Annotated in this window: 14 protein-coding genes; 10 read left to right on the top strand and 4 right to left on the bottom strand. The window is 68.7% G+C overall.

Annotated elements, in window-relative coordinates:
• The 3 genes from ACYVDG_RS31855 to ACYVDG_RS31845 all read left to right on the top strand — a co-directional run.
• Window positions 1–356, top strand: a 356-nt coding sequence (locus ACYVDG_RS31855) for an HNH endonuclease signature motif containing protein (RefSeq protein WP_460763542.1), incomplete at its 5' end; no start/stop codon positions are given.
• A gap of 529 nt (window positions 357–885) precedes the next feature.
• On the top strand, window positions 886–1,392 hold the full coding sequence (locus ACYVDG_RS31850) for a VOC family protein (protein ID WP_460763537.1): 507 nt from the start codon (window positions 886–888) through the stop codon (window positions 1,390–1,392).
• A 28-nt stretch (window positions 1,393–1,420) separates the two neighbouring features.
• Window positions 1,421–2,239 (top strand): MerR family transcriptional regulator, encoded by an 819-nt coding sequence (locus ACYVDG_RS31845; RefSeq protein ID WP_460763534.1) that lies wholly within the window; start codon window positions 1,421–1,423, stop codon window positions 2,237–2,239.
• Window position 2,240: 1 nt separating this feature from the next.
• Here ACYVDG_RS31845 and ACYVDG_RS31840 read toward each other — a convergent pair whose 3' ends face one another.
• On the bottom strand, window positions 2,241–4,037 hold the full coding sequence (locus tag ACYVDG_RS31840; protein ID WP_460763531.1) for an acyl-CoA dehydrogenase: 1,797 nt from the start codon (window positions 4,035–4,037) through the stop codon (window positions 2,241–2,243).
• A 132-nt stretch (window positions 4,038–4,169) separates the two neighbouring features.
• Between ACYVDG_RS31840 and aroQ the strand changes: the two genes are divergently transcribed.
• Window positions 4,170–4,625 carry a type II 3-dehydroquinate dehydratase gene (aroQ, locus tag ACYVDG_RS31835; RefSeq protein WP_460763527.1) on the top strand — a complete coding sequence of 152 codons (456 nt, stop codon included), beginning with the start codon at window positions 4,170–4,172 and terminating at the stop codon, window positions 4,623–4,625.
• A 98-nt stretch (window positions 4,626–4,723) separates the two neighbouring features.
• On the opposite strand, the gene ACYVDG_RS31830 is transcribed toward aroQ, so the two are convergent.
• Entirely contained in the window at window positions 4,724–5,359 is a 636-nt protein-coding gene (locus tag ACYVDG_RS31830) for a histidine phosphatase family protein (RefSeq protein WP_460763524.1), read from the bottom strand.
• Between the two features lie 174 nt (window positions 5,360–5,533).
• Between ACYVDG_RS31830 and ACYVDG_RS31825 the strand changes: the two genes are divergently transcribed.
• A complete protein-coding gene (locus ACYVDG_RS31825; protein ID WP_460763520.1) occupies window positions 5,534–6,730 on the top strand; it encodes an FUSC family protein in 1,197 nt (398 codons plus the stop codon).
• Here ACYVDG_RS31825 and ACYVDG_RS31820 read toward each other — a convergent pair.
• The gene (locus ACYVDG_RS31820) at window positions 6,727–9,042 is read right to left on the bottom strand and encodes an FdhF/YdeP family oxidoreductase (RefSeq protein ID WP_460763516.1); all 2,316 of its coding nucleotides are present in this window, start codon (window positions 9,040–9,042) and stop codon (window positions 6,727–6,729) included. The genes ACYVDG_RS31825 and ACYVDG_RS31820 overlap by 4 nt on opposite strands.
• A gap of 122 nt (window positions 9,043–9,164) precedes the next feature.
• On the opposite strand from ACYVDG_RS31820, the gene ACYVDG_RS31815 reads away from it, so the two are divergent.
• The 3 genes from ACYVDG_RS31815 (at window position 9,165) to ACYVDG_RS31805 (ending at window position 11,845) form a co-directional block, all read left to right on the top strand.
• A complete protein-coding gene (locus ACYVDG_RS31815) occupies window positions 9,165–10,127 on the top strand; it encodes a LysR family transcriptional regulator (protein ID WP_460763513.1) in 963 nt (320 codons plus the stop codon).
• 200 nt (window positions 10,128–10,327) lie between these two features.
• On the top strand, window positions 10,328–11,677 hold the full coding sequence (locus tag ACYVDG_RS31810) for an L-lactate MFS transporter (RefSeq protein WP_460763506.1): 1,350 nt from the start codon (window positions 10,328–10,330) through the stop codon (window positions 11,675–11,677).
• Window positions 11,678–11,680: 3 nt separating this feature from the next.
• On the top strand, window positions 11,681–11,845 hold the full coding sequence (locus ACYVDG_RS31805; protein ID WP_460763503.1) for an MFS transporter small subunit: 165 nt from the start codon (window positions 11,681–11,683) through the stop codon (window positions 11,843–11,845).
• Window positions 11,846–11,928: 83 nt separating this feature from the next.
• Here the strand turns inward: ACYVDG_RS31805 and ACYVDG_RS31800 are convergent, their stop codons facing one another.
• Window positions 11,929–12,537: a hypothetical protein gene (locus tag ACYVDG_RS31800; RefSeq protein ID WP_460763498.1), complete on the bottom strand. Its 609-nt coding sequence runs from the start codon at window positions 12,535–12,537 to the stop codon at window positions 11,929–11,931.
• 183 nt (window positions 12,538–12,720) lie between these two features.
• Between ACYVDG_RS31800 and ACYVDG_RS31795 the strand changes: the two genes are divergently transcribed.
• Window positions 12,721–13,185, top strand: coding sequence for a hypothetical protein (locus ACYVDG_RS31795; RefSeq protein ID WP_460763495.1), 465 nt, complete (start codon window positions 12,721–12,723; stop codon window positions 13,183–13,185).
• A gap of 76 nt (window positions 13,186–13,261) precedes the next feature.
• Window positions 13,262–13,609, top strand: coding sequence for a hypothetical protein (locus ACYVDG_RS31790; RefSeq protein WP_460763491.1), 348 nt, complete (start codon window positions 13,262–13,264; stop codon window positions 13,607–13,609).
• Window positions 13,610–13,852 lie beyond the last annotated feature (243 nt).

Here is a 13,852-nt window from a genome sequence, read left to right as displayed (position 1 = left end):
TGGACGTGGGCCGTACCCAGCGCGATGCCACGGGTGCTCTGCGGGATGCGGGGATGTTCGGTCACACCACCTGCGCCTGGTACCAGGGGTGCAACACCCCGGCCAGCGGGTCGGAGGCCGACCACAAGAGGAGCTTCTCTGCCGGCGGGTCCACCAGTGCGGACAACATCCAGCCGCTGTGCTCGGACCACAACCGGCTCAAGTACCGCAGGGAGACCAACCCGGGCCGGTCCACGTGGCAGGGCCGCCCCTCCCACCGCAACCGGAACAACAACAAGGACTCGGGTGGGGGTAAGGACCCACCGGGGGACCCAGAGCCAGCCCCCACACCCACCGCCACACCTGAGGAGCGGTAACCGCCCGCCAAGGCCCTACCGCCCCACGCCCCCACGCCCCCACGCCCCCACGCCCCGATGCCCTGGTTCCCCGGCACCCTCCCGGGGGGTTCGCCGCACACCATGACCGGCCGCGACACCCGACCCGTCAACGCTCCGGCGGAGTGGCAGGTATCGGCCCCCAGGCCGACAGGGGTTCGGCTTTCGCAGCAGAGCATGACCGGCCGCGACACCGCCAGGCGTCAACGCTCCGGCGCAGGGGTAGGCATCGGCCGCCAGGCCGACCCGGCATGGGCCTCGACCACCCGTCCCCCTTTCCCGATAGCCGCCAACCCGCCGTCGTAGTGGAGCGGGTCAAGGTGGAGCGCCGTTGATGCGCGAAGCGCTCGATGGCGACGACCTTGAGGCGCGTAGCGGAGACGGCCACAATCGGGCGGCGGGAAAGGGGGGAACCCCACCCCAGAGAGGAAACCCCCAACCACAGGAGAAAGCCCCTCAGCACTGCCCTCGCGCTTGACCCTCACGCGACGTGAGGGTTCACGATGACGACATGAGCGAGTACTTTTCCGCATTCAGCATCAGCCCTGTTCCGCAGCCCGGCCCCAGCGCCGTGCCGCCCGAGCAGTTCCGTGGCATCTACGGCATGCCGATGTTCCTGAACGTGCCGAGTGGGGACCTGGCCGAGTCGACAGACTTCTGGGTGCGCGGTCTGGGGTTCATCGACCTGTTCTCGATACCTGAGCAGATCACGCATCTGCGGCGCTGGGCGTTCCAGGACGTGCTGCTGGTGCCGGGCGAGCCGCCGTCGGAGGCTCCTGTGGCGGGTGTGAGCTTCTCGTGTGTGCTGAGCCAAGTCGACGGGATCGCTAAGGCCTGCGAGGAGCTGCGCCCCGGCTGCACGAGCGGGCCGCGGCAGACGCCCTGGAACACGGTGGACGTGGAGGTGGTGACCCCGGAGAACACCCGGGTGACCATGACTGCTGCACGCCCGCACGACCCGGACAGTGCTGAGGCGCAGAACATCCGGGACATGGGCATCGAATACCCCGGGAAGTAGTGGGGGATCGAGTGGCAGACTGGGACCTGTGAAGGATCAAGAAAGGTCCGCGGAGACCGTTGGGTCCGCGGAGACCGTTGGGTCCGCGGCCTCGCTGGTGGGCGTCACTGTCCGGGCGCTCCACCACTGGGACGAGATCGGGCTGGTCCGCCCGTCGGGGCGCACGGCCGCAGGGTACCGGTTGTACACGACCGAGGACGTTGCCCGCCTCCACCGGGTACTCGTCTACCGCGAGCTGGGCGTGTCCCTCGAGGACATCGCGGCGTTGTTGGACTCTCCTTCCGAAGAGGCGGCCGAATCCCTGCTCCGCCAGCGCGACCAGCTGCTGGAGCGCATCGGGCGGTTGCGGCGCATGGCGGACGGGCTCGACCGCATGGCTGAGGCCAGGCGCGCCGGGGTCCTGCTGTCGGCGGAGGAACAGGTCGCAATATTCGGCAAGCAATGGCAGCCCTCGTGGGCCGCTGAGGCGCGTGAGCGCTGGGGCCACACCGAACAGTGGGCACAGGCGGCCGAACGCGCGGCCGGGCGCACGCCCGAGGACTGGAAGGAGATCACGCGGCGGGTCGAGGAACTCGACGCCGACCTCGCCGCGGCCAAGGCCGAGGGGGTGGCCCCCGGGAGCGAACGGGCCAACGCTCTGGCGGAACGGCACCGCGCGTCGATCGGGGCCTACTTCGACTGTACGTACTCCATGCACGTGTGCTTGGGCCGCATGTACGCGGAGGATCCCGCATTCAGCGCCCACTACGACAACATGGCCCCGGGCCTGGTCGACTGGCTGCGTGAGGTGGTCGACGCCAACGCGCGGTCCCGGGGCGTGGACCCCGAGACCGCGGTCTGGGAGTAGCTCAGAGGACGTCGGGGGACACGTCCAGGACGGTGCGGTCGCGGGAGGACACCAGATCGAACTGGGGTCCGGTACGGGGCAGCTCGTGGTGGAAGAAGTACGCCGCCGCGGCGCGCTTGCCCTCGTAGAAGCCGCCCGACTTGCCGTGCGCGGCGACCAGCTGCTCGAGCCAGAGCCAGGCGACCACCACGTGTCCGACAGCCTCGAGGTACGGCGTCGCGTTGGCGAGGGCCACCGCGGGGTCGCCTTCGGACCAGGTGGCCGCTGCGGTCTCGGCAACGCGGTTCAGGGCGGCGTCCAGCAGGTCGGCGTATTCGGCCTCGCGGTCGCCCAGCGCGCGGGCGCGTTCGGAGGTGGCGCGGGCTGTCTCTACGAGGACGGTCAGCCGGGTCCCGCCGTCCTGGACGGCCTTGCGGCCGAGCAGGTCCAGGGCCTGGATGCCGTGGGTGCCTTCGTGGATGGCGTTGAGGCGGTTGTCGCGGTAGTGCTGCTCCACGTCGTACTCGCGGGTGTAGCCGTAGCCGCCGTGGACCTGGATGGCGAGGCTGTTGGCTTCCAGGCACCACTGGGAGGGCCAACTCTTCACGATCGGGGTGAGCGTGTCGAGGAGCAGCTGGGCCTTCTTCGCGGCCTCGGGGTCGTCGGTGCTGGCCTTCTCGTCCACGAGCCGGGCGCAGTACAGGACCAGGGCGAGCGCGCCTTCCACGTAGCTCTTCTGGGCGAGCAGCATCCGGCGGACGTCGGTGTGCTCGATGATCGGGATCTGGGGCTCCTCGGGGTTCTTCGCCCCCAGCGGGCGGCCCTGGACGCGCTCGCGGGCGTATTCGAGGGACTTCAGGTAACCGGTGTAGCCGACGGCCATCGCCCCGGCACCCACGCCGATCCGGGCACCGTCCATCATGTGGAACATGTATTTGAGGCCTTGGTGGGGTTCGCCCACGAGGTAGCCCACCGCTCCGGCCTCGCCTCCGGGGGCGTGCTGGCCCTCACCGAAGTTCAGGAGCGCGTTGACGGTACCCCGGTAGCCCATTTTGTGGTTGAGCCCGGCGGGGACGACGTCGTTTCGCTCACCGAGCGTTCCGTCCTCGTTGACCAGGTACTTGGGCACGATGAACAGGGAAATGCCCTTCACCCCGGGCGGCCCTCCGGGGATCTTGGCCAGGACCAGGTGGACGATGTTCTCGGTCAGTTCGTGGTCGCCCGCGGAGATCCACATCTTGTTGCCGAAGACGCGGTAGGTGCCGTCACCGACCGCCTCGGCGCGGGTGGTGATGTCGGAGAGCGAGCTGCCCGCCTGGGGTTCGGACAGGCACATGGTCCCGGTGAAGCGCCCTTCGACCATGGGGCGTACGAAGGTCTCCACCTGTTCGGGGCTGCCGTGCGCGACGAGCAGGGACGCGTTGCCCGAGGTGAGGAAGGGGTAGGCGGAGGTGCCCAGGTTGGCGGCCTGGAAATAGGCGCTGCAGGCGCTGGAGACCACCCGGGGGATCTGGTCGCCGCCCACGGAGGCGTCCATGGCGATGGAGGACAGGCCGGTCTCGGCGTAGACCTCCAAGGCCTTCTTCACCTCGGGGATGACGTGGACGCGCTCGCCGTCGAAGTGGGGTTCGTTGGCGTCGTTGGCCTTGTTGTGCGGGGCGAAGTGGTCGGTGGCCACGCGTTCGGCCAACTCCAGGGCGCCGTCGAAGGTCTCCTTGGAGTGGTCCGCGTACCTGGGGCGCTGGGTGAGGGCCTCAGTGTCGAGCCATTCGTAGAGCAGGAACTGCAGGTCGCGCGCGGACAGCAGGGTGGACGCCACGGGTTGCCTCCAAAAGTAATGAACCGACTGGTCGGTATGTTACCCGGTCCGGCAAACCCGCACGTGACCGGGGCCACCCGCCACTCCGGGCTAACCTGGTGCCACCAATCCGAGACGCTAGGAAGCACCCCCATGACCGAGACCGCCCGCACCGTCCTGCTGCTCAACGGCCCCAACCTCAACCTGCTGGGCACCCGCGACCCCGAGCAGTACGGCACCACCACCCTCGGCGAGGTCGAAGGGCGTCTGAAGGCCCTGGGTAAGGAGTTGGGGGTGGAGGTCGTCTGCGAGCAGAGCAACAGTGAAGGCGGCATGGTCGACCGCATCCACGCCGCTCGGCACATGGCCGGCGTGGTCATGAACCCCGGCGCCTACGCCCACTACAGCATCGCCCTGCGGGACGCTGTCGAGGCGATCGAGGCACCGGTGGTCGAGGTACACATCTCCAACGTCTACGCCCGCGAGGAGTTCCGGCACACCTCCGTCACGGCTCCGGTGGCCGCCGGTTACGTGGCAGGTTGCGGGATCTTCGGCTATGAGCTGGGCCTGCGCGCGGTCCTGGCCCGCGACGCCGAACGCCGCGCCTGAGCGCTGCGAGGGCGTCCGGGCCTGTCCGAAGTGCGATCCGGTCGGTCCCACAGTCGGGACCGACCAGTCGGTATGGAACGGGCACAGGAAAGCCCGGATCAGCGGTAGGTCATCAGCTCCGGGCCGCCCTGCTCCAGGTGGGCGTGGTCGTTGAACGAGAGCAGCTGCGTCCCGCCGCGCCCGTGGACCACCTTGCTCACCGAACCGTTCACCACCACGCGGTTCATCGCGATGAACCCGGAGGTCGGGGTGTCCACCAGCGTCGAGCACGCGGCACCGATCACCCCCGCGGACGTGAACACCAGCGCGGTCTGCCCCTTGCCGAGGGAGGCGGCCACGTCGCCCAGGGCCGCCCGCACCCCCTCGCGGAACGACGTCCACGACCCCTTGCCTTCCTCACCGGAGGCGGTCCATGACGCCAGTGAAGCGTCCAAACGCTGCTGGAGACTGCCCGTCTCGATCGGGTAGCGCCCCAGCAGGTTCAGGTGGTCGTACTCGTTCCACCGCTCGTCCACGGCGGGCGAGGTGTCGATCCCGGCTTCGGCCAGAGCCGCGTCGGCGGTCTGGCGCTGGCGCCGCAGCGAGCCCGAGACCACGGGGCCGACCGGCAGCCCGCGTCGCTTGAGCTCCGCGCCCAGCAGGCGCGCCTGTTCGTATCCGGTGGGGCTCAGCTCGTCGTAGTCCGCCGCCTCGGGGGAGGCCTTACCGTGGCGGATCAGGTAGATCGTTGGCATGCCGCCACAGTAAGGGGGCGCCCCGGTGACTCAAGCCACCGGGGCCGCACCCCGGCACGGCCGCGCGAAACACCGTGCATGGCGTACCCACACTCAGGCACCTCCCATCGGCAAGAATGAAACCGGCTGCCCCCGCCCCCCCGGAAGGCGTGCCCCTTCGTCGGTGAGGAGAACATGGGAGAGCTGCCAACGAGGACCCGCGACGTGCTGCACCGGGCGAGGACCGCATCGGTGGAAGCAGGCGAGCGCGTGATTGCCCATACCTCTTCGATCGTCCTCGCCGTCATCGCCGCGGTACTGGCATGGGCCATCGCCGGGGGCCTCATCCAGGACCACAACCCGTTCTTCGCACCGATCGCCGCCGTCATCGCGCTCAACGCCACGGGCGGGGAACGCGGCGCCAACGCGCTCCGCCTCCTCACCGGGGTCTTCCTCGGCATCCTCGCGGGAGAGCTAGCGCTGATCGTCACCGACCGCGGATTCACGGCCTTGGCGCTGGGCACCGCAGGAGCCATGACGGCGGCTGTCGCGATCAGGGCCGAGCGGATCGTGATCGGCCAGGCCGCCGCCAGCGCCATCCTCACCACGATCTTCGTCGGGGCCGACAGTCCCGGCATCGACCGGATCGTCGACGCGCTCATCGGCGCCGGGGTAGCCCTGGCCTTCAGCCAGCTCCTGTTCCCGGCCCGGCTCGTTGCCATGCTGCGCCGGATCGAGGAGGACGCCCTCACGGAGATGTCCCGCATGCTGGCCGTCGTAGGACGCTCCCTGACCGAGGAGGGCGACGCCTCCAGCGAACAGATGGTCAACCGGCTCGGCGACCTGAGCAGACCCATGGCCGAACTCAGCAAGGCACGCGAGAGCAGCAGGTCCACCGTCCGCCTCTCCACGATCCGCTGGGGCGACCCGCGGCCCGTGCTGGACGAGGACGAGATCATCGAACGGCTCATCCTGCTCGGCGAGAGCTGCCTCTTCCTGTCCCGGACCACCACCTCCATGGGCGCCGACGAACGCCGCGAGCTGGCGCCCATCGTTTCCGGCATGGCGGAAGTGCTAGCCACGCTCGCCGACGACCTCAGCAGCCGTGAGGCGCGCGAACAGGCCGTGGAACAGGCCCTGAGGGCGGCCCGCCAGTACGGCGCGGGCCGCCCGGACGACGACCCCGTGACCCACGCGACGCACCTCGCGGTGGAGATGGTCGCCAGCGACATCATGGTGTTCGCCGGGATCAGGTTCGACGAGGTCGAGGACGTCATCCAGAGCGGCGTGGCCGATCCCTCCGTCCCGCACCCGCCGGGGGAGCCGTGGCTGCCGTGGCTGCGCTGGCGCCCCCGCTGGCGCCTGCGTTGGGGTCGGCTGAACCGGCCCTAGCCGGGCTGGGACGAGGGCTCGAAGCGGACCAGCACCGACTTCGAGGTGGGCGTGTTGCTTACCTCCGCCGTGGAGTCCAGCGGTACCAGCACGTTCGTCTCCGGGTAGTACGCGGCGGCACTGCCCCGCGACGTCGGATAGTGCACCACCCTGAAGTGCTCCGCGCGCCGCTCGCGGCCGTCCGACCACTCGCCCACCATGTCGGTGTAGGCCCCGTCGGCCAGGCCCAGTTCGCGGGCGTCCTCGGGGTTGACCAGAACCACCCGGCGGCCCCGCTTGATGCCCCGGTACCGGTCGTTGAGCCCGTAGACGGTGGTGTTGTACTGGTCGTGCGAGCGGAGCGTCTGCAGCAGCAGCCGCCCCTCGGGAACCTCGGGCGCGTAAGTGCCGTTGACGGTGAAGGTGGCCAGCCCTGTCGCGGTGGGGAAGCTCCGGTCGTCCCTCGGCGCGTTCGGCAGCGCGAAGCCGCCGGACTGCCGCGCCTTGGTGTTGAAGTCCTCGAACCCCGGCACGACCGCGGCCACGTGGTCGCGCACCCGGTCGTAGTCGGCCATCCGGTCCCAGTCCACCGGATCGTTTCCGAACAACCTCCGCCCCAGTTCCCGGACGATGTCGACTTCGGACCACATCCCCTCTGACAGAGGCGGCAGCACCCCGTGCGAGGCGTGCACCAGCCCCATGGAGTCCTCCACGGTGATCCACCGCGGTTCCCCGTCGCACAGGTCGCGGTCGGTGCGGGCCAGTGCGGGCAGGATGAGCGCCCGCGTGCCGGTCACCACGTGGGAACGGTTCAGCTTGGTGGACACGTGCACCGTCAGCCCCACCCGGCGCATCGCCTCCTCGGTCACTTCGGTGTCCGGGGTGGCCGACACGAAGTTGCCGCCCATCGCGAAGAACACGCCCACCTCGCCGCGCGCCATCGCCCGGATCGAGTCCACCGTGTCGTGGCCGTGTTCACGCGGTGGATCGATGGCGAACTCCTGGCCCAGCGCGTCCAGGAACGACTCCGCGGGGCGTTCGAAGATGCCCATCGTGCGATCGCCCTGCACGTTGGAGTGGCCGCGCACGGGGCACACGCCCGCGCCGGGGCGGCCCACGTTGCCGCGCAGCAGCAGGAAGTTGACCACCTCGCGGATGGTCGGCACTGAGTGCTTGTGCTGGGTCAGACCCATCGCCCAGCACACCACGATCCGTTCGGAGGCCACCACCATGGCGGTGAACTCCTCGATGAGCTCACGGGAGAGACCCGTGTCCCGTACGGTGCGGGCCCAGAACTCGTCCTCGGGCTCGTCGAGCAGCGTCTTGGCGAAGTCGTCGAAGCCGTGGGTGAACGTGTCCATGAAACCCTGGTCCAGGACCTCCTCGCCGCGCTGGTCGGCCTCCAGCAGCAGCCGGTTCACCGCAGAGAACAGGGCCAGGTCCCCGCCCACGCGGATCTGCGCGAACAGGTCGGTGAGCTCGGTGCCGCGCCCCAGCATGCCGCGCACGTTCTGCGGGTTGCGGAACTCGCGCATACCCGCCTCCGGCAGCGGGTTCACCGTGATGATCCTGGTCCCGGAGCGCTTGGCCTTCTCCAGCGCGCTGAGCATCCGCGGGTGGTTGGTACCCGGGTTCTGCCCGGCCACGATGATGAGGTCGGCCTCGTTCAGGTCCTCCAGCGACACCGTGCCCTTGCCGATGCCCAGTGTCTCGGTGAGCGCCGAACCGGACGACTCGTGGCACATGTTGGAACAGTCGGGCATGTTGTTCGTGCCCAGCTGGCGGGCCAGAAGCTGGTAGGCGAACGCGGCCTCGTTGCTCGTACGCCCCGACGTGTAGAACACTGCGCCGTCGGGTGTGTCCAGGGCGCGCATCTCGTCGGCGATCATGTTCAGGGCGCGGTCCCATGAGACGGGTTCGTAGTGGGTGGCGCCCTCAGCCAGGTACACGGGTTCGGTGAGGCGACCTTGCTGGCCCAACCAGTAGCCGGAGCGGTCGAACAGCTCGGTGACCGGGTAGCGAGCGAAGAACGCTCCGTCCACGGCCTTGTGAGTGGCTTCCTCCGCGACCGCCTTGGCGCCGTTCTCGCAGAACTCCGCCTTGTGGCGCTTGTCGGGCTCAGGCCAGGCGCATCCTGGGCAGTCGAACCCGCGCTTCTGGTTGATGGCGAGCATGGCGGGCAGCCCGCGCCGGACCCCGGCCTGTTCGGTTACGTGGCGGACGCTGTTGAGCACAGCCGGAATACCCGCCGCGTTTTTCTTCGGCGGTTTGACTTCCGGCGCGTCCTGTGCGGGATCGGGCATGTCCGAGTCGTATTGTGTCACACTTCGCATTCTCTCATTGCGCGGCTCTCTGTCCAGAGGGACCTCACGGACACGGGCAGAATGAGAGGATAGTGGACAAGGGTTTGACCGCCCTTGTTGGCGCTGGACCCAGACGGCTGTATTATTGCGCGATGTTGCTGAGCCAGCTGAAGTACCTGACCGCGCTGGCGCAGGAACGCCATTTCGCCCGCGCTGCCCGAGTGTGCCACGTGTCCCAACCGGCGCTGTCGGCGGCCATCCGGAAGCTCGAGGGCGAGTTCCGCGTCCCCATCGTCAAGCGGAGCAACCGGTTCATCGGGTTCACGCACGAGGGGGAGCGGATCGTCGCATGGGCCCAGCGTGTCCTGGCCGAACACGACTCCCTGGTGGAGAACGTCAGGAGCTTGCGCGAAGGGCTCAGCGGGCGCCTGCGCATCGGAGCCATACCGACCACCTTGAGCTCGATCTCCCTGATCACGGATGCCTTCTGCGAACAGCATCCGCTGGTCACGCTGTCCGTGGTGTCCATGACCTCGAACGAGATCCAGCAGGGGCTGACCGACTACACGATCGACGTCGGTCTGACATACGTGGACAACGAACCCCTGGCACACGTGCGCAAGCGGACCGTCTACCAGGAGGAATACGTCCTTCTCACCCCCGAGGAAGGTCCCTTCGCCGACCGGGAGAGCCTTACGTGGGCCGAAGCGGCCAAGGCGCCCTTGTGCCTGCTGACCCCGGACATGCAGAACCGCCGCATCGTCGACGAGGCGTTCCGCCGGGCCGGCACCGAACCCGTGCCCAAAATGGAGACCAACTCGGTGAGCGCGCTGTGTTCGCACGTCAGCGAGGGTCGATGGTCCGCCGTGATGTCGCACGCCTGGCTCTATCTGCATCCGGTGCCGCCGGGCATGCGCGCGGTCCCCCTGGTGGAACCCGAGGTCAGCAAGGCGATCGGCCTGGTCATCGCCGACCGCGACCCCGAACCGGTACTGGCCCGCGCCCTCCTGGAGGCCCTGGCCGGTGCCGATCTGGAAGGGCAACTGCACCGCCTGCACCCCTCCTCCCCGCCGGAATCCGGGATTTCCGAGGTTTCTGCGACCGGTAGCGGCTGAGGTTTCCGAACCCGGCTCCCACGGAGCTTTCTTGCCCCGCCGCCGGTCCTTGATAATCACGGGTTATTGCCCGAAAGGAAACGTGTATTTGATTGTCGTCACAGAGACTGTGACGATGTCCCAGGCTTCTCCCTGTTGACCGGGAGGTCGCAGAAATCGGAAGCGTATTCCGGACCGTAAATCAATCGTTAGGATGGGCCGTGCTGTCGTTTCTCGATCGGGAGAAGAGTGTCGCTCCGCCCGGCTACAGCCGTTGGTTCATCCCGCCCGCAGCGCTCGCGGTGCACCTGTCCATCGGGCAGGTGTACGCGTTCAGTGTCTTCAAGACACCGCTGGTGGAGCGGTTCGACACCTCACTGACCGCGATCGGCGTGGTCTTCAGTATCTCCATCGTCATGCTCGGTCTGTCCGCCGCCTTCGGCGGCAAGTGGGTGGAGCGCAACGGTCCCCGCAAGGCGATGTTCGCCTCCGGTCTGTGCTGGGGGACCGGCTTCCTGGTGGGAGCCTTCGGTGTGGCCACCGGGCAGCTGTGGCTGCTCTACCTCGGCTACGGCGTCCTGGGCGGGATCGGACTGGGCATCGGGTACATCTCGCCCGTGTCCACCCTGATCAAGTGGTTCCCCGACCGCCCCGGCATGGCCACCGGCATGGCGATCATGGGCTTCGGCGGCGGTGCACTCATCGCCTCGCCCCTGTCCGCCGCCCTCCTCGAGCGCTTCGGCGACACCCCGGCCGACGCGATCGTCCCCGCCTTCCTCATCCTCGGCGGTATCTACCTCACCGCCATGATGCTGGGCGCGATGACCGTCAAGGTCCCGCCGCCCGGCTGGAAGCCCGAGGGCTGGGAGCCCGGCCCCTCGGTCAGCGGGGGTGACGCCGCCACGGACGGGGTCAGCGTCGAGCGGGCCTTCGGCACCCGCCAGTTCTGGCTTCTGTGGATCGTGCTCTTCTGCAACGTGACCGCGGGGATCGGCATCCTCGAACAGGCCGCACCGATGGTGCAGGACTTCTTCACGGAGGTCGGCCCGGCCGAGGCCGCGGGTTACGTCGGCTTCCTGTCGCTGTGCAACATGCTCGGGCGCTTCATCTGGTCCTCCGCGTCCGATGTCATCGGCCGCAAGCGCACCTACATCGGCTACCTGGGGATCGGCGGGCTGCTCTACCTGCTGATCGCCGTCGCCGGGACCAGCTCCGTGGTGCTCTTCGTCGCCGTCACCGGGATCATCCTGTCCTTCTACGGCGCCGGGTTCGCGACCATCCCGGCCTACCTGAAGGACCTCTTCGGCTCCTTCAACGTGGGCGCCATCCACGGCCGCCTGCTCACCGCCTGGTCGTGCGCGGGCATCGCCGGACCCCTGATCGTCAACGTGATCGCGGACTACCAGCTCGCGGCGGGCTACTCCGGCGCGGACCTCTACACGCTGTCCCTCTACCTCATCGTGGCCGTGATGGTGATCGGCTTCGTGGCGAACATGCTGGTCCGCCCGTTGCCCACGGAGCGGGTCCAGGTGGAGACCGTCACGCCGGAACCGACCCGAGAGGCGGTGTGACCGATGACGGACTCCGACCTTTCGACCAAGGAGAACTCGATGGAACAGAGCACACGTGACCAGGCGTCGAAGGCCGCCGCACTCTTCCTGTGGGTGGTCGTGACCGTTGCTCTGGGGTACGGCGTGGTGCAGACTTCCATCCAGGCGGCCGCCCTGTTCGCCGGTTAGCAGCGGCACACTCGAGCCGCGGTACACCGCTCAGGTACGGAAGGGCCGGTTCCGGACTCCCGGGACCGGCCCTCTCCCGTCCGCTAGTCTTCCACCGTGCCCGCGAAGGTGACCGGCGGGTAGAGCGGCACGAAGTCCTGGTCGTGGAACTCGACGGTGTACTGGATCTGGCTCTCGTCCTCGTCGAGCCAGCAGTCCTCGTCCCAGGCCCCGGACTGGCCCGGTTCGAGGCTTTCGGGCGGGTTGACGCTGTCGCCCAGTCCGGGGGAACCGGACTCCTCCAGAGGATCGCCCACGGCACAGGACTTGGTGACCAGCCCGGTCTGGACGGTCTCCGAGCCCTCGTTGGCCAGCTCGACCGTCCACGAGAGGTAAGGCAGGTCGCCCTCCTCGCCGGTGGCCGGATCGAGGCCGCCCTCCTCCACCTCGCGCTCGAAGGCGGTCAGGCGGATGGAGAGTCCGCCACCGAAGTCGTGGGTCTCGTCCAGGTCCACGGTCACCGTCCCGAACCCGGAATCGGGCCGGTCCCCGTCGTCGTCGGGGAGGGGCTCTCCGGGAAGGGAGTCCTCGGCGCGGGGAGACGGTTCCGCGGGGTCGTGTGCGGCCCGTTGGGCGAACCACCCCGCGCCGAACCCGACGATCAGCGCGACCACCGTCATGGCGGCGGTCAGGATCCAACCGTTCCTGATCATGTACGGGATCCTCCCCAAGCCGGGTGTGTGTGAGCGGCCACCCGATGTCACCGGCGACCGTACCGCAGGTGGCTTCGCACGGGAGAGGACCGACGCCGCACGGTCCGGGCTACGCGCTCGGGCGTAGCAGGGCGATACCGAGAGCTGACGCGCACGGAGGGCCGCTCGCCCAGCATGGGGAGCATGAACCGAAGCCACCGAACAGCCCTGGGCCTCTCCGTCCCCGCCATCGTCGTCTTGGCCCTGCTCGCCGCGCCCCGCGTGGTCCTGCACGACCTCGGCATCATCCACGAGGGGACCTTCGTCAACGCCCTGTTCGTGTTCGTTCCGCCCGTGGTGTGGATCGCGGTGGCGGTGCTGCGGCGGGTGCTGAACCCCTTCCTGACGCTCCTGGCTGTGGGAGCCGTGTACGGGGTGTTCCTACTGCTGGGCCACCAGCTGCTGTGGAACCTGGCCTGGGAGGGGGATCCACCGTCTCTCGGCGGCAACCTGAGCGACCTGTCCCCGGGCGTCCAGGAGGCGATCATGCGGGGTTTCTCGGCCGTGGGAAGCCTGGTCACGGGCACCCTGGTGGGCGCCGCCTCCGGCCTCGTGGCCTGGGGAGTCAGCAAGGTAGCCCGCATCCGCCCCCGCACCCCGGCGGGGTGACCTGGCCCTGGTCAGGCAGGGCGGGACAACCGAGGCGAAGGCTTGGACGTCTCCTCGATACCTATCGCGGAGTGACATGCGCACGTTCAGCATCGCCGCGGCGGCTCCAGCCCTTGCTCTGAGCGCCTGCGCGCCCGAGGTACCTGTCGAAACAGAGGAACCAGAGAGGGAGTTCTTCGTAGAGCCCGAGGAGCGGGAACCGGAACGGGAACCGCGCGAGCCTGAACCCCCCGCGACCGCCACTGACACGGGATCAACGGTGTACCAGCCGCCCGCTCCGCCTCCGGAAGCGGTCGAGGACACGGCCCCGGAGGTAGAGGACCCCTTCTACCGGCCGCCCGGGATGGACCCGTGCGAGGAGAACGCCCACGGGTTCGTGGACAACGACGCCTGCCTGGCACAGAACGGGTACCCCATTGACTGACCTGGCACGTTGGCCTGATCCTCCTCATCGAGGCCGGCCGGGACGCGCACTGGCCTTGGCAGGAGGACGGAGCCTGGCGCTAACCTTGGCGGGTCCCCGCGGACCCCGGCACACCCTGGTTCGTACCGGGTCTGATGGAGGCTCTCAATCCTGGGAAGGATGAGAGACATGGCAGCACCGAGGAAGTACCCCGATGAGCTGCGTGAACGCGCAACCAGGATGACCCTGGAAGCCCGCCGAGAC

This window comes from Nocardiopsis oceani (assembly GCF_054777395.1).
The sequence above is the reverse complement of the archived record's forward strand: the minus strand, read 5'-3'. Positions and strand labels throughout refer to the sequence as shown.